At 56.8% G+C, this 23,649-nt stretch carries 17 protein-coding genes and 1 pseudogene; 12 read left to right on the forward strand and 6 right to left on the reverse strand.

Features of this window, described 5'->3' with window-relative positions; genetic code table 11:
- Positions 1 to 367: 367 nt before the first annotated feature.
- Both CD175_RS31740 and CD175_RS14780 read left to right on the forward strand, forming a co-directional pair.
- Positions 368 to 502 (forward strand): annotated as a pseudogene (locus tag CD175_RS31740) (tyrosine-type recombinase/integrase); the annotation flags it as partial.
- A gap of 253 nt (positions 503 to 755) precedes the next feature.
- The gene (locus CD175_RS14780) at positions 756 to 2,210 is read left to right on the forward strand and encodes a tyrosine-type recombinase/integrase (RefSeq protein WP_104449460.1); all 1,455 of its coding nucleotides are present in this window, start codon (positions 756 to 758) and stop codon (positions 2,208 to 2,210) included.
- 430 nt (positions 2,211 to 2,640) lie between these two features.
- Here CD175_RS14780 and CD175_RS14785 read toward each other — a convergent pair whose 3' ends face one another.
- Together CD175_RS14785 and CD175_RS14790 are read right to left on the reverse strand one after the other, a co-directional pair.
- Complete coding sequence (locus CD175_RS14785) at positions 2,641 to 3,180, reverse strand: aminotransferase class I/II-fold pyridoxal phosphate-dependent enzyme (protein WP_223509499.1); 540 nt, start codon at positions 3,178 to 3,180, stop codon at positions 2,641 to 2,643.
- A gap of 191 nt (positions 3,181 to 3,371) precedes the next feature.
- Positions 3,372 to 4,043, reverse strand: a complete 672-nt coding sequence (locus CD175_RS14790; RefSeq protein WP_104449461.1) for a DUF3313 domain-containing protein — start codon at positions 4,041 to 4,043, stop codon at positions 3,372 to 3,374.
- Between the two features lie 495 nt (positions 4,044 to 4,538).
- Here CD175_RS14790 and CD175_RS14795 point away from each other — a divergent pair, with 495 nt between their 5' ends.
- The 10 genes from CD175_RS14795 to CD175_RS14840 all read left to right on the forward strand — a co-directional run bounded on the left by CD175_RS14795 (position 4,539) and on the right by CD175_RS14840 (position 16,931).
- Positions 4,539 to 5,567: an AraC family transcriptional regulator gene (locus tag CD175_RS14795; RefSeq protein WP_104449462.1), complete on the forward strand. Its 1,029-nt coding sequence runs from the start codon at positions 4,539 to 4,541 to the stop codon at positions 5,565 to 5,567.
- Positions 5,568 to 5,876: 309 nt separating this feature from the next.
- Positions 5,877 to 7,136, forward strand: a complete 1,260-nt coding sequence (locus CD175_RS14800; RefSeq protein ID WP_104449463.1) for an OmpP1/FadL family transporter — start codon at positions 5,877 to 5,879, stop codon at positions 7,134 to 7,136.
- 95 nt (positions 7,137 to 7,231) lie between these two features.
- Complete coding sequence (locus tag CD175_RS14805) at positions 7,232 to 8,710, forward strand: DUF1254 domain-containing protein (protein WP_104449953.1); 1,479 nt, start codon at positions 7,232 to 7,234, stop codon at positions 8,708 to 8,710.
- Between the two features lie 152 nt (positions 8,711 to 8,862).
- The gene (locus CD175_RS14810; RefSeq protein ID WP_104449464.1) at positions 8,863 to 9,540 is read left to right on the forward strand and encodes a DUF3313 domain-containing protein; all 678 of its coding nucleotides are present in this window, start codon (positions 8,863 to 8,865) and stop codon (positions 9,538 to 9,540) included.
- A 62-nt stretch (positions 9,541 to 9,602) separates the two neighbouring features.
- On the forward strand, positions 9,603 to 10,061 hold the full coding sequence (locus CD175_RS14815; protein WP_104449465.1) for a glycine zipper 2TM domain-containing protein: 459 nt from the start codon (positions 9,603 to 9,605) through the stop codon (positions 10,059 to 10,061).
- A 24-nt stretch (positions 10,062 to 10,085) separates the two neighbouring features.
- Positions 10,086 to 10,898: a hypothetical protein gene (locus tag CD175_RS14820; protein ID WP_077182758.1), complete on the forward strand. Its 813-nt coding sequence runs from the start codon at positions 10,086 to 10,088 to the stop codon at positions 10,896 to 10,898.
- 74 nt (positions 10,899 to 10,972) lie between these two features.
- Entirely contained in the window at positions 10,973 to 12,397 is a 1,425-nt protein-coding gene (locus CD175_RS14825; protein WP_104449466.1) for a DUF1254 domain-containing protein, read from the forward strand.
- A 287-nt stretch (positions 12,398 to 12,684) separates the two neighbouring features.
- The gene (locus CD175_RS14830) at positions 12,685 to 13,161 is read left to right on the forward strand and encodes a 2,4'-dihydroxyacetophenone dioxygenase family protein (RefSeq protein ID WP_104449467.1); all 477 of its coding nucleotides are present in this window, start codon (positions 12,685 to 12,687) and stop codon (positions 13,159 to 13,161) included.
- Between the two features lie 79 nt (positions 13,162 to 13,240).
- Positions 13,241 to 15,604, forward strand: a complete 2,364-nt coding sequence (locus tag CD175_RS14835) for an arylsulfatase (RefSeq protein WP_104449468.1) — start codon at positions 13,241 to 13,243, stop codon at positions 15,602 to 15,604.
- Between the two features lie 58 nt (positions 15,605 to 15,662).
- Complete coding sequence (locus CD175_RS14840) at positions 15,663 to 16,931, forward strand: anaerobic sulfatase maturase (protein ID WP_104449469.1); 1,269 nt, start codon at positions 15,663 to 15,665, stop codon at positions 16,929 to 16,931.
- 4 nt (positions 16,932 to 16,935) lie between these two features.
- Here the strand turns inward: CD175_RS14840 and CD175_RS14845 are convergent, their stop codons facing one another.
- The 4 genes from CD175_RS14845 to CD175_RS14860 form a co-directional block, all read right to left on the reverse strand.
- The gene (locus CD175_RS14845) at positions 16,936 to 18,570 is read right to left on the reverse strand and encodes a 3-(methylthio)propionyl-CoA ligase (RefSeq protein ID WP_104449470.1); all 1,635 of its coding nucleotides are present in this window, start codon (positions 18,568 to 18,570) and stop codon (positions 16,936 to 16,938) included.
- Positions 18,571 to 18,641: 71 nt separating this feature from the next.
- On the reverse strand, positions 18,642 to 21,077 hold the full coding sequence (locus CD175_RS14850) for an efflux RND transporter permease subunit (protein WP_104449471.1): 2,436 nt from the start codon (positions 21,075 to 21,077) through the stop codon (positions 18,642 to 18,644).
- A 38-nt stretch (positions 21,078 to 21,115) separates the two neighbouring features.
- Positions 21,116 to 22,180 carry a WD40/YVTN/BNR-like repeat-containing protein gene (locus tag CD175_RS14855; protein WP_104449472.1) on the reverse strand — a complete coding sequence of 355 codons (1,065 nt, stop codon included), beginning with the start codon at positions 22,178 to 22,180 and terminating at the stop codon, positions 21,116 to 21,118.
- Positions 22,181 to 22,256: 76 nt separating this feature from the next.
- Positions 22,257 to 23,618 (reverse strand): DUF1329 domain-containing protein, encoded by a 1,362-nt coding sequence (locus CD175_RS14860; RefSeq protein WP_104449473.1) that lies wholly within the window; start codon positions 23,616 to 23,618, stop codon positions 22,257 to 22,259.
- Positions 23,619 to 23,649 lie beyond the last annotated feature (31 nt).

The following is a 23,649-nucleotide window of genomic DNA, read 5'->3' on the forward strand; positions in this document are numbered from 1 at the left end:
TTTGAAGCTTGCGTCAAAGCGAACTGCAGGACCTGCCTTTGCTTACCTTCCTCGAGGCGCATTTAAAACGGCTGAAGGGGGGATTAGAAAATCAATAATCATCAAAAATGTATCTATAGGAGCCTTGGTGGGACTTGCAGGGACAAGCTGGGGGGGATGGTGGTTAGCCTGGATGTTGACGCATCCGATCAGGCTGTTTTTTTCGCTTGGGTGTTGAGATTTTGTTGGTGTGGGCCTGACAGGCTGCCGACTCAACACTCGGCTAGGAGGACTGACAGCCGCAGATCCGCACCATCACGCAAGCGCTTATCGGAAAACAGAGCGTGGCGTTTGATCGTATCGAGCTGGATGAGTGGGCGGAGACCTACAGTACGGTCAGAGCAAGGGTCGGGTTCTTCCGTACAACGGCGATGCGTTGCACCGGATGAATGATTCGGCCTGGAAGAAAGCGCGGGTGAGAGCGGCGAATTTCTGGCGGGAGGAAAACCTTCGCCCCGCTCACCAATGAAAAAGCCCAACTGGTTAGAGTTGGGCTTTTCATTGAAAAATATGGTCGGGACGGAGTGATTCGAACACTCGACCCCTAGCACCCCATCTTCTTTTTCATACTTCTTGGAAGCTTCCAAAATTTTACTCTGGATTTTTCTAAGCTAGTATTTACTTGAGCTCCAGCGATGTTCTGCGCTACGAGAGTCCAGTAACGTCCACCAAGAGCCGACGTTTTTGTGGGGGTAAAAGTAGGGGGAGTCCGTTACATGGCCAAAATTACCATCAAAGAACTCGAGTCGCTGACCGCCAACGATGCCGGCCGCATCCTCCGGGAGGATGGCAATCTGGCCGGTCGAATCTCAGTCCGTAAGGACGGTGTGTCGGTCAGCTTTTTCTATCGGTATCGGTGGGGCGACCAGAACAAAGAGTACGCCTGCGGGTCCTGGCCGCGCAAATCCCTGACAGACATCCGCAAGGCGCGCAACCAGGCCCGGGGGCTCATCGATGAGCAGATCAATCCCAACGAGCAAAAGAAAACCGCCAAGGCACAGGCATACGCCGCGGCTAACGTAGAGGCCGAACAAGTAAAAACGGCGAAGGTGAAAACGCTGACCGTCCAGGATCTGGCCAAGGCGTGGCTGTTGGATGGCGTGGCGCGCAAAGATGGCAATGCTGAATTGCAGCGCCGTTTTAACAAGGACCTTTTTCCGGCACTCGGCAAGACCGCGGTGAGCAGCGTCTCCGAACACGATGTTCGGGCGCTGATCCGCACCGTGGTCAACCGCGGCGCTCACCGGCAAGCCATCAGTTTCTTCGCCGACCTCACTCAGATGTTCAGCTGGGCCAGAAAGCGTCAGCCCTGGCGGGCCTTATTGATCGAGGGCGATCCGACTGAGCTGGTCGACATCTCCCCATTGATCCCTGCCAACTACGAAGCGGAAAGAAGCCGCATCCTTTCCCCGGCTGAGCTGTTGGAACTGCACACCCGCTTCCAGCAAATGACCGCCGATTACAACGCCCTGCCCGCTGGGCAAAAATACGACGGCATACGGCCGTTAAAGAAGGAAACCCAACTCGCGCTCTGGATCAGTCTGGGTACCCTGTGTCGGATAGGCGAGTTGCTGCAGGCCGAATGGAAAAATGTCGATCTGGACCAGCAGACCTGGTTCCTCCCCAGTGAAAACGTCAAGGGCACACGGGGCAAGAAGCAGGACCACCATGTCTTCCTCTCCCCCTTTGCCCTGCATTTCTTTCAGGAACTGAAGACCCTAACGGGACATTCCCAATGGTGCTTCCCGAACAAGCTGGATGATGGGCATGTGGACGTAAAAGTGGTGAGTAAACAGGTCGGCGATCGCCAGGCGCGGTTCAAAAACCGCAAGGCCCTGTCAAGACGGCGTCATGACGATACGCTGGTCCTTGCCAAAGGCCAGAACGGTGACTGGACACCGCATGACCTGCGCCGTACGGGCGCGACCATGATGCAGGCCTTGGGGGTCAGCCTGGACGTCATCGATCGCTGCCAAAACCATGTGCTGGCCGGTTCTCGGGTGAGACGCCACTACCTCCATCACGACTATGCCGAAGAGAAAAAACGTGCCTGGAATCTGCTGGGCGATCGACTCGGTGCCGTTTTGTCCTCAGCCTACGAGCACACACCGACCGAGTCGATGCTGTCTTTTCCTGCGTATACCGCGACTGGCTCTTTACCGCCTTCTTAAGTCGGCGTTTTTAGTGTTGAGTCCTCATAGTTGCGCAAACATCGCCGAGCACGGCCTTCAGCATTTCGGCTTCATGACCGGCAGAAATCGGCCCAGAGTGTGTAAAAACGCTTCGCCAAAATTGAAGTGGGCGCATCTACGGTAAATCTGAAATAACGGCAGGTGAGCAGACACAGATTTTGCGTAGAAACGCGAATTTCAGTCTGGTTTCGGATGCGTGCTGCGCTGAAAAACGTTTTTACACACTCTGGGCCAGAAGCCGTCATCAACTCAGTCGCACTGTTCATCTTCCCTCGATGAAGAAAACCTCAAGCGCACCGGCTAATTCGACCGGGGCCTTCTTCAGCCATGTGATGGCCACTGTCAATGCCTGAGCCAGTTGAGGGCAATGCAGTCAAACCCCTTTGCTCTCTTTGAGTAAGCCTCGTACTCATGCGACACCTCCAACCCCAGGCTCGCAATATTGCTCGATGATTTCGAATAATCGATGACACGCTGTAGCGAGGTGAGGTTCAGGTGCCGTAGCAACCCCGAGCAACAGGCCAGGGGAATGCCCGGACGGAGTCGCGAACCACTCTGACAAAGGCGAAGGCGCCAGGCCAAAAGCCATCGCGTCCCGAACGATTTGCACGTCGGGTGCACCTTCGGGGAGTTTGAGAAGTACGGCCAAGCCTGCCTTGACCCACTGCGCATCGCGCATTCGTAACTGCTCGCATAGCCCGTCACGCTGGGCGCAATACAGTCGCTTGAGCCGACGAACACGGCGAATGTAGTGGCCATCACGCATAAATTGCGCCGTGGCCAGTTGTATGACGGGGGAAGGCGCGGGGGCAAGCGTCGCAGCCACCTCGGAGAACGCAGTTACCAGGTCGGTTGGAGCTACTACAAATCCAAGTCGCAGTCCCGGGCTTATCGTCTTGCTGAAAGAACCGATGTGGATAACCCGGTTGCTCCTGTCTAAAGACGCCAGCGCCGGGGCCGCCCGGCCCTACAGCTGCAGCTCGCTGAGGTAGTCATCTTCGATGATCCAGGCGTCGTTGGAGACTGCCCATTCGAGCAGTAGAAGCCGTCGCCTCAATGGCCAGCGATACCCGAGCACCAAATCAAAGGGTTGAGATTCGCCTCGTCCTCGAACAAGAAGAAGTTGCGTACGCATTACTTTTACTTTAGATATTCATTCATATCAGCAACAAGCTCCTCGATTGCCCCAGTGAAGTCGTCTGCGGTGATCGGAGTCTTGTTATTGTCCAAAGTCTTGCCGAGCACCTTGCGTGCGACTCTGAACATTGGCTCATTCGCGGCATTGACCAGTAAAGCCTCGACATAAAGCTCTGAATTCTGATTCCGCTGCCCGGTAGCGACATTGACACCACCAATAGCCGCGGCTACCGGAATCACCTCGTACCACCTCATCTCCTCGTTAGATGCACTGACGCCTGTGATCGCGGTGTGCAGCACCAAAAGCCTTGAGGCGAATGGAATGGGGTCCTGCGATCCAATTACTCGATATCGTTTGGACAGCACTTCATATACACGGGTATCAGCTGTTCTCCGCAACCGTTCAAAGGTTTGCATGTCGACGCGGTCGGTAGCCTTCGGCGCGGGGTACAGGATGAGGGGGTCAAAAATTACCGTGTCGTAATTTTTAGATCTGAACGCTGGCGACACCCATCGCAGGGTGGGAGCGCCACTCGGCGAAAGGGTCGATTTAAGTACGTCGTATCGATCCAGATAACCTGAATACTGTCCTTTATCAGTCGTCCTTGAGACACAACCGGATAGCAGGAGACAACTGAGAGCAATAACCATCGACAAATTAGTTGAACACGCCATATACGGTCTTCCTTATTGGGCAGCGTAGCCATCGAACTGTACGTGAGTGCTGTGCGCGAATCGACAAGGGAGCGTCATCTTTTGATTCGTTATCAGTCGGCGTGCTCGCTGCCGAACCCGCTTGGGTGGAACGACAAAACGACGATTTTTGACCCTGCCGAATAACGAGAGCCGGTGGCCGCCTGTAACTGTCCGCCGTCACGTACAAAATCATCTATGGAAGCGGCTATCAGGGTGGAGCAGAGTCTCTATGGACCATTTGAAAAAAAGCGCATCCGTGCTAAAAACAATGTATTCAACATTATATATTTTTGGATGCAATTAATGCGCACGACTCGCCTATTCGATGATTCGGCCCAAGGACTGAGGGGGCGTCGCAGCACAGCCGAGAGATGTCAGGCGATGGCTCATGGGCGCTCTGCTCTTTTGCTCGCCATGTGTTAGACGTCACCAACGTGGCCAATGTGCCCATTTCAGGAATGATAGCGAGCTTATATGCCCTCCAAAAAATCATCTTTAAGAATGAGCGGGCCTGGAGAAATTAGTACAAGCCCATTGCGTAGGTTCCCGGAAGTAGTTGACGCGATAGGGGGTTCCTCGCGAAGCGTTTTCAAAGACGCTGGTATCAGCCTTGAGCAATTTGCAAATGAAGACAACCACCTCGCCTACATTGACGTTGCACGTCTGTTCAACACGGCATTCAAACACACTCAGTGCCCCCATATTGGCCTGCTGATCGGTGAGCGCTTTTCGCTGGATAATTTGGGGCCGGTCGGTCAGCTTATGCGTCTCGCGACTACGCCAGGCGACGCATTGATCGATCTGGTCGGGCATGCCAATCTCTATGATCGTGGTGCGACCCCACTCCTTCTTCCCTTGGCGGGTCAACACAGTTTGTTGGGATATGTCATTTATCGCCACGACCTGCCCAATCAATCATTACTAGTTGACACTGCCGTCATGGTTGGCCTGCAAATGTTGCGGACATTGTTAGGCGCTAACTGGACACCCGTTCGTGTGCAGTTTTCATATCGCAAGCCATCCGATATCAACCCGTACGTCAGAAAATTTCGCTGTAACATTCAGTTCAATGCAAGCATCTCCGGGCTTGTAATAAACAATCAGCAACTCCGGAAAATTCAACGTACGGCGAATCCACGCTTACACCATCTGCTTAAACTGGCTATTTCGACCGCCACTTCACCTTTGACGATTTCAGAACAAATAAAGAGCCAGACATACGCTCTATTATTGAAAGGCCAGGCAAACTCCAAGCACATCGCCGGTCAATTCTCATTAAATGAAAGAACGCTGCGACGCCGGCTGGATGCGGAAGGTTCTCACCTTAAAGAACTGATCACCGACTCCAGAAGCAACTTCGCGCAACAGCTCTTGAAAAATACGGATTTGCCGATATCTACAATCTCTCAGACCCTTCAGTACCAGGATCCAAACGCCTTCTCCCGCGCATTCAAAACATGGACAAATACGTCACCACAGCATTGGAGAAATGGGCTGGGGTAGCCTCCGTTGGGAGTTGATTCAACAACTTCCATACCCCCCGCTATACCGCGCGCACTGTCCGAAAATGCAAGGTGCCTTTCTGATGATTGCCGTAAAGTGAAGGCCGCAACAGGCGGGTTGCAAAGCTGATCTGCGGTTTTTTGGGCTGTTCATGAGGCTCTGGCGATTAGTTGCGCCTGCGGTTGGAGTTCCGCGCAGACACTCAAGAAAGCCGCACGAGTAAAAAACGATGCCCTGGCCTTGGGGCGATCCAAGCGATATCGCAGGAGTGAACTGATTGAGAGGGATTTCATGCCATTAAATAAAAGTATGTTGTCGATTACTGTTCTTGGTGTTCTGACACTCTTTACCAGTGGCCGCAGTGTTGCCGGTGGCCTTATGTTGTACGAAATCGCCACCGACAACGTCGGACTGGCCAATGCTGGTGCAGCGGCCCGGGCACAGGGTCCTTCGACCATAGCCAGCAACCCCGCCGGCTTGAGCTATCTCAGCGGAACACAGATCTCAGCTGGCGCTCAGGTTCTTTTTGGTGACTTATCGTTCGATCGGGACAGTGCAACCAATTCGCCGGGCACTGGCAGCGGTAACGTGCTCAATCCCATACCGGGCGGCAGTTTCTTCATCAGCCATCAACTGGATGATCGGTGGTCCGTCGGCTTCGGCTCCTATGGCGATTTCGGCCTCGCTGAAAACTACGACAACGACTGGTCAGGCCGTTATTTCGTGCAAAACGCGAGCATTGCGGGACTGTCACTGGTACCCAGTGTCGCCTATCGCTTCAACGATCAATGGTCCGTCGGCGTCGGACTCAAAGCCATGTACGGGATGCTGAAGAGCGAAGCCGCCATCGATCAGGCGCCGCTCGGACTGACACAACGGGGTGACGGCCAATACAAATACCGGGACAGCACCTGGGGTTACGGCGCCAACGCAGGCGTGATTTATGCCCCAAAGCCCGGTACCCGGATTGGCCTGGCTTACACCAGTCAGGTTGACCTCGACTTCGAGGATCGCCTGGATGTGAAGAGCAGTGCTCCGTTGGTGAGTCGCCTCAACAGCCTCAACACCAAAATCGACCTGAAAGTACCGCAAACGGCGACCCTCAGCCTGTACCAGCAACTGGATACGCAATGGGCCGTTCTGGCCTCGGTCAATTGGCAGGACTGGTCGAAATTCGGTGACATCGGCATTGACGTAGACACGTCCAGAACCGGTTCCCGGGCCGCTTCAATCGATGCGCATTACAAAGACACGTATCAATTGGCGCTTGGCGCTCAATACCAGATGAACCAGGACTGGGTCTGGGATTTCGGTGTCGCCTATGACACGTCCGCCGTGTCCGACGGTAATCGTACGCTCACCGTGCCCATGGGCGCCGCCTGGCGCTTCGCCACAGGCTTTACTTATTCACTGAACAAAGAGACAGACGTGAATTTCAGTTGGGTCACGGTATGGATGGGGGACATGTCCGTCGATCAGCAGAAAACGTTGTCAGGTAATCGTGTCTCAGGCGAGTTCGACAACGCCTGGATTCAAGCCCTGACTGGCAACATGACTTGGCGCTACTGAGAAAAATCCAGGAGCGTTTCAGGTGTCATGCCTAGTATCTAACCGTGGGCATGAACGCTCACGACACCGGCTTGTACAAAACTAACGAGGTGAAAATGAACAGGAAGTCTCACAGTGGCTGGACATTGGCTGCGGCGGTCGTCGTAGGTTCAACGCTTTTCACCGGGTGCACGAGCAAGCTCGATCCGATCACACAGGCCGACAAGGCCGATGTGGCCAAGGGCGTTCCCGCGCCGAGCCTGGAGCAAACCAAGGCGATCGCCGAGGAAGGCTTTATCTACGGCTTGCCGCTGGTCATGAACTACGCCGTAATGAACGAATTCGCGGTGGACTCCAAGTCCAGCCAGTTCAAGGCCCCCTTCAACCAACTGCACCACGATCATAAGGTCGCGACCCCCGCTGACACGGCCATCATTACCCCCAACAGCGACACGCCGTACTCCTTTCTCTGGACCGACCTGCGCGCCGAGCCGTTGGTGATCACCGTGCCGGCCGTCTCCAAAAAACGCTACTACTCGGTGCAACTGATCGACGGCAACACCTATAACTACGGCTACATCGGCAGTCGGGCCACGGCTAGCGCACCCGGGAGCTATTTGATTGCAGGCCCCGACTGGAAGGGTGCGACACCTCCAGGCATCGACAAGGTGTTCAGCTCCACAACCCCTTTCGCACTGACGCTGATCCGCACCCAGCTGTTCAATCCGGCCGACATGCCGAATGTCGAGAAGGTGCAGGCGGGTTACAAGGTTCAGCCGCTGTCCGCTTTCCTCCATCAACCCGCGCCGCCCGCTGCGCCGAAGATCGCTTTCGTGCCAGCCACCACGGAGGGCATCAAGGCCAACTTTTTCGAGTACCTGTCGGCGGCGCTGCAGTATGTGCCGCCATCGGCTGAGGACAAGGCGATCCGTGCGAAGCTGGCCAGCATCGGCGTAGGCCCCGGTCGCAGCTTCGAATTCAAGGACCTCTCGCTCGAGCACAAGGCCGTGGTCCTGCTCGGGATGAAGGCCGGAGACGAACAGGTCGACAAGTTCCTCTCGACCGGCATGAAGAATATCAACGGCTGGAGCGTCGGCGCGTTCTTCGGCGACCAGGCGTTCTACAAAGGCGACTGGCTGATGCGGGCTGGCGCCGCGAAGGCGGGTCTGTACGGCAATGACGCCGCCGAGGCGATGTACCCCATTACGCGTACCGATGGCAATGGCCAGACGTTGAATACCGGCAAGCACAACTACACGCTGACCTTCCCTGCCGGAAAACTGCCTCCCGTCAATGCCTTCTGGTCGGTGACCATGTACGACGGCAAGAGCCAGTTGCTGATCAAGAATCCGATCAACCGCTACCTGATCAATTCGCCGATGCTGTCGGCCATGAAAAAGAACGTGGACGGTTCACTGACGCTGTATATCCAGAAGGATTCGCCGGGCAAAACCAAGGAGTCCAACTGGTTGCCCGCGCCTGACGACACGGCCTATCTAGTGATGCGCCTCTATTGGCCGAAGGCCACGCCGCCTTCAATTCTTCCCGCTGGCGCAGGCAGCTGGCAGCCGCCGGCAGTGGTGGCATCGAAGTAACGCGACGCTTGCGACTGCTTGCAGTTGGCAAGCAGTCGTTTGATTGCTCAGGCAGAGATCCAGCGGGCCTTATAGCCGAAAGGGCTGAGGCCACAGGGTCCGGCCTTGAATAAAAGACATTCAGGAACACATCCCTCAAGGAGTACCGCTATATGAACTTCTCGCACAAATGGATAACGGGTGCCGCACTGAGCAGCTTGTTATTGACCGGCTGCGTATCGAAAGTCACTGAAGTCGAGCAATACTCGGGCTACCTGTCCAACTACAACAACTTGCAGGAAGTCAAAACGGCAAGCGGCGGCACAACAATGCGTTGGGTCAGTCCGTCGTGGAACCCGAATGCCTATGACACCGTGGTGTTCAACAAGCTGGAGCTCTATCCCGCGCCCAAGCCCGATGAGCGGGTCAACCAGCAAACGCTGACCGACATCCAGAACTACATGACCAGTAAGGTCAAAGGCACCCTGGGTCAGAAATACCGTGTGGTTTCCAATACCAGCGCCGCGCCGGCAGGTTCCAAAACCCTGCTGATGCGTGCGGCGATCACCGGGGTGAATGCCGAAAACGAAGGGATGAAATGGTACGAAGTGGTGCCGATCGCCGCCGTGGTCGGAGCAACACAGGCCGCCACCGGCCACCGTGATCAGGACAGCACTTTGTTCATCGAGGCCGAGATTATCGATGCGGGAACCAACCAGACGGTCGCCAGGGTAGTACGCAAGGTATTTGGTACAACGCTGGAAAACGAAAGTCAGAAGATAACCGCCCAGGACTTCAAAGCGGCGATCGACAAGTTGAATGTCGATCTCTGGGCGTTCATTCGCAGTTAAACCTTGATTGAACTGCCAACAGACGTTGGCTCAATACACTACCAATAACGAGGCGCACCGCAATGAAAGTAATCCTGTCCTGGCTGTCAGTCACGTTGATGACGGTGCTGATAAGTGCCTGTTCCGCCGTCGGGTCAACCGATGGCGGCGCTGGTGAAATCGAGATTCGCTCAGGGAAGATCGAGCAGATATCGCTGACGCAGATGCAGACCAACCACGACAGTGGTGTCGGCGCCGTACTCGGTGGCCTTGGCGGTCTGGCGCTTGGCAGCTTGATCGGGGGTGGCACCGGGCGTGACGTCGCCATGGTTGCCGGCGCGCTCGCCGGTGCTGCTGGCGGTAACTACGCCGAGAAGAAAAAGTATGACCAACCGGTCGAGGCGCAACAGATCATCGTGCGGGTCAGCAGTGGCGTGCTCGTATCGGTGACCCAACCGATCAATCCGTCCCTGGCTAAGGGCTCGAAGGTGTATATCCAAGGCTCAGGCAATGATGCCCGCGTTGTGCCGCAAGGCAGTTAAGGCTGACTGTAAACGGAATTCGACATGACCAAGTACATTGAACGACTCTTGCTATCACCTTTGTTTTTAGGTATTTCCGTTTCCAGCCAGGCTGACGATCAGGCGGAACTGGCTAAGCAGTCATTAAATCCAGTCGCGGCACTGTACAGCTTGCCCATTCAATACAACTGGAATCAGAAAATGGGTCCCTCCGGTAATGGAATCCAGAGCGTAACCAATATCCAGCCGGTATTACCCTTCACACTTAATGAAGATTGGAATCTGATTTCTCGCACGATCCTCCCGATCATTGATCAGCACGGGTTGGCACCGAGGGGTATCGCCGATAAAAGCGGAGTGGGCGACACCTCGCAAAGCTTCTTTTTCTCGCCCAAAAAGCCCACCGAGGACGGCTGGATCTGGGGCGCAGGCCCCGCGTTGTTGTTACCGACCGGCAGTGATGAGCTTCTGAGTAGCGAACAATGGGGAATTGGACCGACAGCGGTGGCATTGAAGCAAGCCAACGGTTGGACGACCGGTATTCTGGCGAACCATATCTGGTCACTGGACAACGACCCGGCCGATGACAAGGAGAAGGTCAACCAGACGTATCTACAACCCTTCCTGGTTTATACGACAACGTCGTACACCAGTTTTGGAATTAATACCGAATCCACTTACGACTGGGAAGCCAGGGAGTGGAATGTGCCGATCAACTTGTTCGTGACGCAATTGTTCAAAGTCGGCAAGCAGCCCATGAGCCTTCAGGTGGGACCGCGATACTGGGCGGACAGTCCTGAAGAGGGTGCACACGGCTGGGGCTTTCGAGTGGCGTACACCCTCCTTTTTCCTAAGTGAAACTAGAATATCACCGGACCTGCAGTTAACTGGCCGACTCACTCATCCAATACGAAAAATGGAGTTTCAAGTTCATGATAACCACACTCCCGAGAACATTTGGCTGTGCGCTGGCATTGCTCGCGTCCTTTGGACTTACGCACGCCCAAGCAGCGGACATCACTGCCGCCGAAACGAAAGCCATCGCCGAGGAAGGCTACATCTACGGTCTGCCCATCGTGATGAATTATGCGACCATGTACGAGTATGCCGTGGACAAAAGTTCCAGCCAGTACAAGGCGCCGTTCAACCACATTTACAACATGCACAAAGTCTTTAGCTACAAGGACACGGCCATCGTCTCGCCGAACAGCGACACACCGTATTCCTTGATGTTCATGGACCTGCGTAGCGAGCCGATCGTGCTCTCGGTACCGACGGTGGAGAAATCGCGGTACTACTCGGTGCAGCTCATCGATAACAGCACCAACAACTTCGGTTACATCGGCAGCCGTACCACTGGCAACGAAGCCGGCGATTACATGCTGGTCGGCCCAGACTGGAAGGGCGTGACCCCGCAAGGCATCAAGAAGGTGTTTCGTTCTAGCACACAACTGCCCTTCGTGATCTTTCGCACCCAGCTCTACAACCCGGCGGACATCCCAAACGTCGAGAAGATCCAGTCCGGTTATGCGGCGCGGCCGTTATCGGCTTATCTCAAGCAGCCTGCGCCGCCTGCCGCGCCGGCGATCGACTTGCCGAAGATCGACAAGGACCTGGTGAAGACCGATTTCTTCAAATATGTGGGCGTTGTGATGCAGCTTGCCCCTGCTACACCGGAAGAAACGGCGATCCGCGCGAAGCTGGCCCGCCTGGGCATTGGCGCCGGCAAGGACTTCAACTTCCAGGATCTGTCCGCCGAGCAAAAGGCCGCAGTGGTTGAGGGCATGCAGGCTGGGCATGCGAAGGTCCAGGACGCGGTCAATCATCTCGGCACGCAGGTCAATGGCTGGAACATCGTGAGTTCCGGCGGTGATGCGGCGTTCTACAAGGATGATTGGCTAAAGCGTGCCGCCATCGCGCAAGCGGGTATCTACGCCAACGACGCCGAAGAGGCCACGTATCCGATGGCCAAGGTCCTGTCCGATGGTACGCCGCTTGACGGCAGCAAGCACAACTACACCATCACCTTTCCTGCCGGACAGCTTCCGCCGGTCAATGCCTTCTGGTCGGTGACCATGTACGACGGCAAGTCGCAACTGCTGATTAAAAACCCGATCAATCGCTACCTCATCAACTCGCCGATGCTACCCGACATGAAGAAGAACGCAGACGGCTCGCTGACGCTCTACGTCCAGAAGGACTCGCCCGGCGCGGACAAGGAAAGCAACTGGCTGCCCGCACCGAATGATCTGATCTACATGGTGATGCGCCTGTATTGGCCGAAGACGGAAAACCCTTCCGTCCTGCCGCCTGGCAAAGGCACGTGGAGTCCACCCGCGATCGTTAAAATCAATTGAGCATCTGACGACCGGTTGCAGCGGACGGCCCAGGCGTGGCGCCGCTGAACCGGGGCGTCAGGGTTTCGCAGAGACCCTGACGTACGCTTTGATTAGCCAAAGGCCGGCGGTGGCCGCAAACCGTAGATGTTGTTGTTTTGGCGTTATTTGCACGGCACTGCGCATGCCGCGATTCGCCATTGGATGGATCCCCCTCCTCAAGAGGGGGGCGGTGTGAGCACGGTCTGTTCACGATGCTCTTGACGCACCGTGTATATCCTTTCACCGTCCAACAGAGAACAACAAGCATGTTTTATGAAAACATCGACACCTCCTCCATCAACGACGAGGACCTGCCGTGGGTTCCGTTCGCACCTTACAGCGATGAAATTTTCATCAAATACATCAAATGCGACCCGGTTCGCGGGGAAACCATCACCCTGCTCAAGGCCCCGGCCGGGTCTTCTCTGCCCAAGCACCATCACTCCGGCACGGTCATCGTTTACACCATCAAGGGTGGCTGGAAATACCTGGAGCACGACTGGATCTCAAAACCGGGCGGCGTGGTGTTCGAAACCGCAGGTTCCAGCCATACGCCGATCGTGCTGAGTAAATATGGCGATGAACTGATCACCTTGAATATCACCCAGGGCGACCTGCTGTATTACGACGATAACAACAACGTCGTGGCCATCGAGAATTGGAAATCCAGCGTGGATCGTTACCTGGCGTTCTGCCAAGCCAATGATATCGAGCCCAAAGACATCACCAGCTTTGCGGTCTGACCCGCGCTCCAATCTCTCGGCCGTCCGGTGTTCGACCGGGCGGCTGCGCCGTTGCAATGAATAAAAAACGGAGACACCCATGTCCCAGAAGCTGCAACCCGCCGGACGTTTCACCCTGAAACTCTGCGCACTGTTGGCCAGCTCGGTCGCATCCGCACAAGACTCGCTGCCCTTCCCGCCGACGCCTTCGGCCAGTGACGCCAAACCGACGCTGCAAGAATCGAAACACCAGAAACGTCAGCAGCAATCTCATCTTCCTGCCGAGGCCCCCAATATTCTGGTGATCATGCTCGATGACGCCGGCTTCGCGCAGTCAGATACCGTCGGCGGCGCAGTCCATACGCCGACCCTGAGTCGAGTCGCCGACAGCGGTGTGCGCTACAACGCTTTTCATACCGCGGCCATCAGCTCCGCAACTCGCGCCGCATTGCTAACCGGACGCAACCATCACCGGGTTGGCAACGGCGTCATCGCAGAGCTGGCCACCGATTGGGAAGGCTACACCGGCAAGATCCCCAAAAGCTCGGCGACCATGGCCGAGGTGCTCAAGCAATATGGCTACAGCACCGCCGCGTTCGGCAAATGGCATAACACCCCCCCTCTGGACACCACGGCGGCCGGTCCTTTCGATACATGGCCGACGGCCTACGGTTTTGAATATTTCTACGGTTTCCTGGCCGGCGAAACCTCCCAGTACGAACCGCGTCTGTACCGCAACACAACGCCAATCGAACCGGCGCGAGATCCGAAATATCACCTCAGCGAAGATCTCGCCAATCAGGCCGTAAACTGGCTGCAAGACCATCAGACCTACGCGCCGGCAAAACCATTTTTCATGTATTGGACACCGGGTGCCGTGCATGGCCCGCACCAAGTGAATGCGCAATGGGCCGATAAATACAAAGGCAAGTTCGACGGTGGTTGGGACGCCTATCGTGAGCAGACGTTTGCTCGCCAGAAAGCGCTGGGCTTTATCCCGCATGACGCCGTCCTCACGCCGCGCCCGGCGGAACTCCCAGCCTGGGACAGCTTGTCTTCCGAACAGAAACAGTATCAGGCACGGTTGATGGAGGTGTATGCCGGCTTCCTGGAACATGCCGACACGCAGGCCGGCAAGATCCTCGACGAACTGGAGCGTGAAGGTAAGCGCGACAACACGCTGATCTTTTATGTCTTCAGCGACAACGGCGCTTCTTCCGAGGGGATGGAAGGCACGATTAATGAGTTGCTGGCCCAAAACGGGATTCCAGTTCCCAAAGAGCAGCAGTTGAAAGTCCTCGACGAGATGTATGGCGGCTTGTCCGCGCTCGGCGGTCCTAAACTTGAAAGCATGTACAACGCCGCGTGGGCCTGGGCAGGTTCAGGGCCATTCGTAGGCACTAAACTGGTCGCCGGCTACTTCGGCGGGACGCGCACGCCGCTGGCCGTTTCCTGGCCGAAACAGATCAAGGCCGACGCCAGAGTTCGCGCACAATTCCACCATGTCAACGACATTGCCCCGACGGTCTACGACGTGCTGTCGATCACGCCACCCATAGAGGTCAACGGTATCGCTCAGGACCCAATGGATGGCGTCAGCCTGCGCTACACCTTCAACGACGCTCAGGTGAAGTCGAAAAAACCGGCGCAATACTTCGAAGTCTTCGGCAGTCGCGGCGTCTACAAGGATGGCTGGATGGCCTCGGTTTTTGGCCCGCGCAAACCCTGGGTGCAAGGCTTCGCGCAGTTCATGGGCTGGAATCCGGTGAACGATCAATGGTCGCTCTACAACCTGCAAGACGACTACTCCCAGGCCAAGGATGTCGCCGCGAGCAACCCGCAAAAGCTTGCAGAGCTGAAGGCCGAGTTTGACGTGCAGGCCAAGGCTAACCATGTCTATCCGATTGGCGCCGGTCTCTACCCCTTCCTCGATCCGACTGCACGAATCTCCAGCAGCCAACGCGAATGGCATTTCAGTGATCGTGTCCAGCGCTTTCCGGAGTTTGCGGCCCCGAACCTGCGCAATCAGAACAGCAAAGTTGTCGTCGACGCCGACGTTCCGGCTAACGCCACCGGCGTGTTGTATGCCTTGGGCGGTATCGGTGGCGGGGTCAGCCTGTACATGGATGACGGTTTCCTGAACTACGAGTACAACGCGCTGGCTATCTCTCGAGTCAAACTGCGTTCGGCCGAACGAGTACCCGCAGGCAAAGTCAGTATCGAAGTGCTGACGACCCTGTCGTCAGCCAAGCCCGGAGCGCCGGCCAATCTGAGCCTGCGACTTGACGGACAGGAAGCCGCCAAAGGGGTGACACCGTTCACTCCGGCACTGACGTTCACCGCCAGCGAAACCTTCGACGTCGCTCAAGACCTCGGTTCCCCCGTCACCCTGGACTATTTCGAGCGTGCGCCCTTCGCATTCAATGGCAAGGTCAAGGATGTACACGTGACGTATTTGCCTTGACCCTCAATGCCGCCCGGATAACCGGGCGGCAGTCTGACGACTCCCGGACCCTGCCCCCATGCCTACCCACGAAACCCCGCCCCAGGGCTTGCATCTGATGGCCAAACCCGTCGGGCCGATCTGCAACCTCGATTGCAGTTACTGTTTCTATCTCGAAAAAGAACAGCTTTACCCTCCTCGGCAACGCTTCAGCATGACCGACGAGGTGCTGCGTCTGTATGTGCAGCGCTACATCGAGGCCCAGCCCACGCCTGAGGTCGAATTTACCTGGCAAGGCGGCGAACCGACGTTACTGGGGTTGGATTTTTTTCAACGCGCGGTCCTGTATCAACGCCAGTTCGCAGGGAACAAAGTCATTCGCAACACGCTGCAGACCAATGGCACGTTACTCAATGACGACTGGTGCGCGTTCCTCGCCCGTGAACGCTTCATAGTGGGGATCAGTCTCGATGGCCCGCGATACGTTCACGACCTCTATCGCCCCGACAAGCGCGGACGCTCCAGTTTCGATGACGTGATGCATGGTCTCGAACTGCTCAAGCAGCATGGCGTCGACTTCAATGTGTTGGTTACCGTGGCGCGCGATGTCGCCAGATTCCCCTTGGAAATCTATCGATTCCTCAAGTCTGAGGGCGTTCGTCATATTCAGTTCAACCCCGTGGTGGAACGTGTGCCAAGCGCCTCACAGGTCAGTCTGGGTCTACATTTCGCTATCCCGCCGGAATTGCGCCTGCACGTGGTGCCGGAGCCCGCGATGGTGACGGAACAAACGGTTGCCCCTGAGGCCTATGGCGATTTTCTCATCACGATTTTCGACGAGTGGGTGCGCCAGGATGTCGGGGAGATTCATGTCATGAACTTCGAATGGGCACTGGCCTCATGGTGCCAGCTGCCGGCCTCGGTGTGCCTGTTCAGCCCGCGCTGCGGCAAAGCGGCGATCGTGGAGCACGACGGCAACGTCTACTCCTGCGATCACTACATGTATCCCGAGTATTTGCTGGGCAACTTGAAGACCGATGATCCTGCCGTTCTACTCGCCTCTGCTGCGCAACAAGCCTTTGGCGCCGCCAAGGAAGAGACACTGCCGACGTATTGCCAGCAGTGCGATTACCGCTTCGCCTGCCATGGCGAATGCCCGAAAAACCGCTTCATGAACGCGCCCAACGGCGAGCCGGGTCTGAATTACCTGTGTCCGAGCTACAAGAAATACTTTCGTCACCTGACGCCCTACATGAACGCCATGGCCCAACTGATCAGCCACAGCCAACCCGTGGCGTTGATCATGCAGGCCTTCGCCGGCCCGCTGATCGTGCCCCTGGATAAATAGCCTTTCAGGTCTGAAATCTGAAGTCGCGAAACTGTTCGCGAAGCTTCATCTTTTGCAATTTGCCGGTGGCGGTATGCGGCAGCGCTTCGACGAAGGCCACATCGTCCGGCAGCCACCATTTCGCCACGCGGCTTTGCAGCACCGTCAGCAGATCGTCTTTGCTCGCGGTTCTACCAGGTTTGAGCACCACCACCAACAACGGCCGTTCCTGCCATTTGGGATGAGCGATGCCAATCACCGCCGCTTCGGCGACGGCCGGATGACTGACGGCAGCATTTTCCAGATCAATCGAAGAAATCCACTCGCCACCCGACTTGATAACGTCCTTGGCGCGGTCGGTGATCTGCATGTAGCCGTCAGTGTCGATCGTTGCGATGTCACCGGTATCGAGCCAGCCCTCGCTATCAAGAATCTGCCCTCCCTCGCCGCCGTAATACTGGCTGGCGATCCACGGTCCCTTGACCAGTAGAAGACCGCTTGCCTTGCCGTCTCGCGGTAATTCAGCGCCTTGCTCATCGACAATCTTCATCGACACCCCAAACAACGCCCGCCCTTGTTTGGCCTGCAAGTCGAGCACTGCTTCCAGCGGAGCATCACGGTGTTTGGGCAGCGGATTGCAGATGGTGCCCAGCGGGGACATCTCGGTCATCCCCCAGGCATGCAAAACACGCGCATTGAAACGGGTTTCAAACGTATCGACCTGGATACGCGGCGCGGCGGCTCCGCCGATCACCACCCGGTTCAGGCACAGCTCTGTCGCCGGTTGCAAAGCCTGTGTCTCGACATGCTGTTGCAACATCATCCACACCGTCGGCACACCCAGCGCCAGGGTCACCTGTTCATCCCGCATCAGCGTGTAGAGGCTCTCACCATCAAGTGCGGCGCCCGGCAACACCAATTTGGCACCACACATTGCGGCGGCATACGGCATACCCCAGGCATTGACGTGGAACATCGGCACGACCAACAACGCTGAATCCGCTGCCGATAGACCGAAGCCATCGGAGGTACACAGTGCCAGCGAATGCAGGATCGAAGAACGGTGCGAATACAGCACACCCTTGGGATTGCCAGTGGTGCCCGAGGTGTAGCACATGGACGACGCCGTTCGCTCATCGAACTCAGGCCAGATGAAGTCATTGCTGTGCCCGGCGATCAGGTCTTCGTAGCACATCAAGCCAGGCACATCGATTGCCGGCATTTGCTCCCGCTCACACAGAGCGATAAACGCTTTGACTGACTTCAGGCGCGGCGCGATCTGCTCGACCAGCTCAGCGAACGACAGGTCGAAAAGCAGGTACTGATCCTCGGCGTGGTTGGCGATGAATTCGATCTGCTCGGGGAACAGCCGCGGGTTGATCGTATGCAGTACCGCGCCCATGCCCGACACACCGAAATACAATTCCATGTGCCGGTAACCGTTCCAGGCCAGGGTGCCGATTCGCTCGCCAGGTTGTACACCCAACGCAACCAGCGCATTGGCCACTTGTTTAGCGCGTTCGCCGATGTCGGCGTAAGTACAGTGATGCACCGATCCATCTGCCATGCGTGAGGCAATTTCGGTGTGCGGATGCGCCTTCAGCGCATGTTCCAGAACGGAAGAAATCAACAGTGGTTGATCTTGCATCAAGCCCAGCATGGTTTTGTGTTCCTTTTATTCTTGTTTGATGTCGATGTTTCAGAAATGGCAGAGACTCACAGGTAGCCGTTTCAAGGGGCACGACGGAGCAAGAAATGCGACAGCGCCGGGATCAGCACCAAGGCGCCGACCATGTTCCAGATGAACATGAAGGTGAGCAGGATGCCCATGTCGGCCTGGAACTTGATCGGCGACCAAGCCCAGGTGATGACGCCCGCCGCCAGGGTGATGCCGACCAGCGCCACCACTTTGCCGGTGAACGCAACGGAGTTTTTGTAGGCTTCGGTCAACGACAGACCGGCACGCTGCTGAGCCAACTGAACACTGAGCAGGTACAGCGCGTAATCGACACCGATGCCGACACCCAAGGCAATCACCGGCAAGGTCGCGACCTTCACGCCCATGCCCAGCCAGACCATCAACGCCTCGCAGAGAATCGACGTCAGCATCAACGGCACGACCGCCACCACCACCGCTCGCCAGCTGCGGAAGGTGATGAAGCACAGCACAATCACCGCGCCATACACGTAGAACAACATGGTGCGATTGGCGTCGCGCACGACAATATTGGTCGCCGCTTCGATCCCGGCGCTACCGGCGGCGAGCATGAACTGCCGATCGTCATTGCTGTGTTCACGGGCGAACTGATCGGCCACTTTCACCACGTGATCGAGGGTTTCGGCCTTGTGGTCGGAGAGATAAGCGATCACCGGCATCATCGAACAGTCACTGTCGAACAGTTCCGGGTTGTTCACCGAGGCCTGCTGCGCGCCGTAGTTGAGCACGTTCTGGTTGCGCGCGACGGTCAGCATTTTCGGGTTGCCTTCATAGGAACCGGCCGTGATCTGGCGCACAGCGTTGACCAGCGACACGGTAGTCTGCACGCCCGGTTGCTGTTGCAGCAGCCAGCCGAGACGATCGGCTTCCACCAGGGTTTCGTACTTCAGGCAACCTTCGCTGGCGGTTTTGACCATGACCGCAAACTGGTCGCTGGACAGCGAATAGTTGGCAGTGATGTAGGCGTTGTCGCGGTTGTAACGTGAGTCGGCGCGCAGCTCGGGTGCACCCGGATCGAGATCACCAATCTTCAACTGCGTACTGACCATGAAGCCACCTGCCGCCAGCAACCCGGCCACCACCACCGCCACCGTCGCCCAGCGACGCTCGGTAAAGCGGTCAAGCAGGCTCCACAAATTACCCAGCCCTTTTCCATTCACCTCCTGCCTTTCCTGACGCAGGCTGCGCGCCGCCGCCTTGGGACTGACACCCCAATAAGACAGCAGCACTGGCAGCAGCACCAGGTTGGTGAAGATCAGCACCGCCACGCCAATGCTGGCGGTGACGGCCAGGTCCTGGATTACCGGAATGTCGATCAGCATCAGTACCGCAAAACCCACGGCATCGGCCAGCAATGCGGTCAGTCCGGCCAGGAACAGACGGCGGAAGGTGTAACGCGCGGCGACCAACTGATGGGTACCGCGTCCGACGTCCTGCATGATCCCGTTCATTTTCTGCGCACCGTGGGATACCCCGATGGCGAATACCAGAAACGGCACCAGAATCGAAAACGGGTCGAGTGCATAACCGAACAAGGTGATCAGGCCCAGTTGCCACACCACCGCAACCACCGAGCAAAGAATCACCAGCGCGGTGCTGCGCACGCAACGGGTAAAGCCAAAGATGATGGCAGTAGCGATCAGCGCTGCAGCGCCGAAGTACATCATGATCAGCATCAGGCCATCGATCAGATCGCCCACCAGTTTGGCGAAACCGATCACGCGAATCTTGATCGGGCCTTTGCCCTCTTCACCGGCAACGTGTACCGCGTTGCTGCCGGCAAACTCAAACTTGTTGCGTAGCTGCTCTTCAAGCATCCGCGAAAAATGGTGATAGTCGATGGCGGCGCCCGTGACCGGATCCTTCTCCAGCAGCGGCACCACAATCATGCTCGATTTGAAATTATTGCCGACAAGACTGCCGATGATGCCGGAACGGGCGATGTTCAAGCGCAGTTGCTCGACCCCACTGGCCGAGCCGTCGTAGGAGTCCGGCATGACCGGGCCACCACGGAAGCCCTCCTCCGTCACCTCGGTCCAGCGTACGGCAGGCGTCCACAATGACTTTATCCAGGCCCGGTCCACGCCCGGGGTCAGGAACAAGGTGTCATTAACCTGCTTGAGCACCTCCAGGTATTTCGGGTCGTAGATATCACCGTCGGTGTTTTCCACCACCACCCGAACCGTATTGCCCAGCCCGCGCAACGCCTGACGATTCTCAAGGTAATTTTTGATGTACGGCTGACTCTGCGGAATCATCTTTTCGAAGCTGGCATTGAGCGTCAGCCCAGTGGCCGCGAAATAGCTCAGCAATACCGTGACGATCAGGCAGGTCAGCACCACCAGCAGGCGGTTGTTGAAAATCAGGCGTTCAAGGACATTGCCGGAGCGTGCATCGAAGCCCTTCAGCTCTCGGATCACCGGCATCGTATCGAGGTTGTAGTTACCCATGAAGTGGCTCGTCTCTTTTTATTATGTGGGATGTGGGCTCATTCGAAGGGCAACTGGCGCAAGCCCCGTGCGCCCGCGACCACCACGACGTCTGATGCGATGGCCTGCGCCGCAGCGGCGGGCCCCAGGCGGTCTTGTGGCTTTAGCGTGAAACTGGCGCCGTCGTCGGTGCTGACAAGCACATGCCCGGCCTGGCTGACCAGGATGATTCGGCCGTCGGCGGTGATCGTGCTCGCGGTGATGCTTGAGGACAGCCCCAGTTCAACCTTGTCCCAGTTCACGCCATGATCGACGCTGCGATAAACATTGCCCCGCAGGCCATAAACGAGCACCGAGCCCGGCTTGCCGGTGATGCCGAAATAGCTGCCGCTGTAGGGCGTCGGGATGTTGATGAAGCGTTGCGTTGCCGGGTCCAGTTTCAATACCAGGCCTTGCTCGCCGACAATGAACAGGTCATCGCCGATTGCTCGTATCCCGTAGAAATTCAGTGCGCCCGGATTGTCGGTGCGATCCATCAACGGAACCCAGTTCCGGCCGCCGTCTTCAGTGCGGAAAATCAGATTGAACGCGCCGACGATATAGCCGGTTTTATCATTGGCGAACCAAACGTCCAGAAAAGGTTTGTCAGCCCCTTCATCGACCATTCGTTGAGCCTCAGCCAATAACGCATCATCGGGCTGTTGCCCTTCTTGCCTCTGAAAATGTTCGAGCATGATCTGCCCCACCTGACGGCCATCGAGCTGACGCGTCCAGGTTTCACCCCTGTTGTCGCTGTGCAACACAATGCCGTCGTGCCCGACCGCCCACCCCTGCGTCGGGCTCGGAAAATGCACGGCCACCAGATCGGAACTCACCGGCACTTCTGCCTGGTGCCAGCGGACGCCGTTGTCATCGGAATAAAAAATATGGCCGCGTTGGCCCACGGCGACCAGGCGCTGACCTGCACGGGTCAACCCGGTGAACACCCCGCCAATCGCCTTGTCACTCTGAATCGCGGGGCTCGACAGTACGTCGACAAAGTCAGCGGCGACGACGGATCTGGTGAATGGGGCAGCCAACGCCAAAATTAGCGCAGTGAGCGCAATCCATCTGAATGTATTCATAAGGTCTACTCGGCAAAAAAAGCCGCCGAACAGTGCGGTACACACTGTCGGCGACAAAAAACACCTGCGTTATGGCTCAGCGAATACCCGTGCCGGCCAATGACTCAGGTGCCCACTGCGCTTTCGAAAGCGGGTCGATGTACTTGACGCCGCCGTACGGCCCGTAGATGCCGGTGATGTTGTAGCTGCCAGAGACCAGGTCATAAATCATGTGGTTATCGGAATTCGGCGCCTGCACGTCGTAGCTGTATGCCATGTGTGCAAAGGACCCGCGGTACAGCTTGCCGCTGGCGTCATATTCATCCGAAGCCAGGGCGATCCAGCTGTCTTCGTCGAGGTAGAAGGTGCGCTTGCTGTAGATGTGGCGTTTGCCCGGTTTCAGCGTGGCTTCGACCACCCACACGCGGTGCAACTCCCAGCGCATCAGGTCCGGATTGACGTGATGCGGCGTGGTGATATCCGCAGCGACCTTGTGATAGTTCAACTTGTACGTGTTGTAAGGAACGATCATTTCCTTCTTGCCGACGAGTTTGAAGTCGTAACGGTCCATTGCGCCGTTGAATACCCAGGCATCGTCATAGGTCGAAGCACCGGCCGAGCCAGGGTTTGGCGTGTCGTAGGCGATATCCGGTGCGAGTTTCACGCGGCGCTGACCCGGCAGGTATTGCCAGCCACGACGCTCCATTTTCAGAGGGTTGACGGCATCCTGCACCAGGATGGCTTCGCCTGCGCGACGGGCCGGGGCCTGGTAGTAGAGTTTGGTCTTGAAGAACAGATCCGTCTCTTTCGCCGGTTCCATACGCTTGGGATCGTACAGCGGGTATTCCAGATAGGCATTACCGGATGTGGCCAGAATTGCCCTCCCGGAACTGTCGACGTTCCAGGAGTCATATTTCAAATTGGTGGCGTAACCCTGATAACGCAGCAAGTGGTTCCACATGGCCTCATAGCCATCTTTCGGGATCGGGAACGGAACGCCCGGCAACGCGTTTTCCAGTGCTACCCCGCCTTCGAGTGTTTTGGTGCCGACGGCGTTTTTTGCGGTGTTATCCAGCAACCGTTGAGGCAGCGCAACGCTGCGATGAGTCGGAAACACATCGACCCGGAACGTCGGGTAACGCTTGAGCAGTTCTTGCGTGGTTGCGGTCAGTTTGTCGGTGTATTGACTGACGTTTTTGCCATCGACGACAACGCGTGGCTTGTCGGCCTCATAAGGGTCTGGACGGAACGAACTACCCGGTTGAAAACTGGCCGGCGCCGTGGTGAGACCGCCGGTGTAGGGCGGAATGGTGTTGTCGGCATTGCCGGTCTTTTCAGCGCCGACGCCTGTCAGGCTGTTGCCGAGTCTGGCTGCTTCATCGGGGGACACGGCTGCGTGTCCCGCACCCGCGATGGCAACGGTCAAGGCAGTGAACAAAAGCGTATTGACGAACTTCATGGGGTGACTCCTGCTATCAAGCAAAGACTTC

Source organism: Pseudomonas laurylsulfatiphila (assembly GCF_002934665.1).
Taxonomy (GTDB): domain Bacteria; phylum Pseudomonadota; class Gammaproteobacteria; order Pseudomonadales; family Pseudomonadaceae; genus Aquipseudomonas; species Aquipseudomonas laurylsulfatiphila.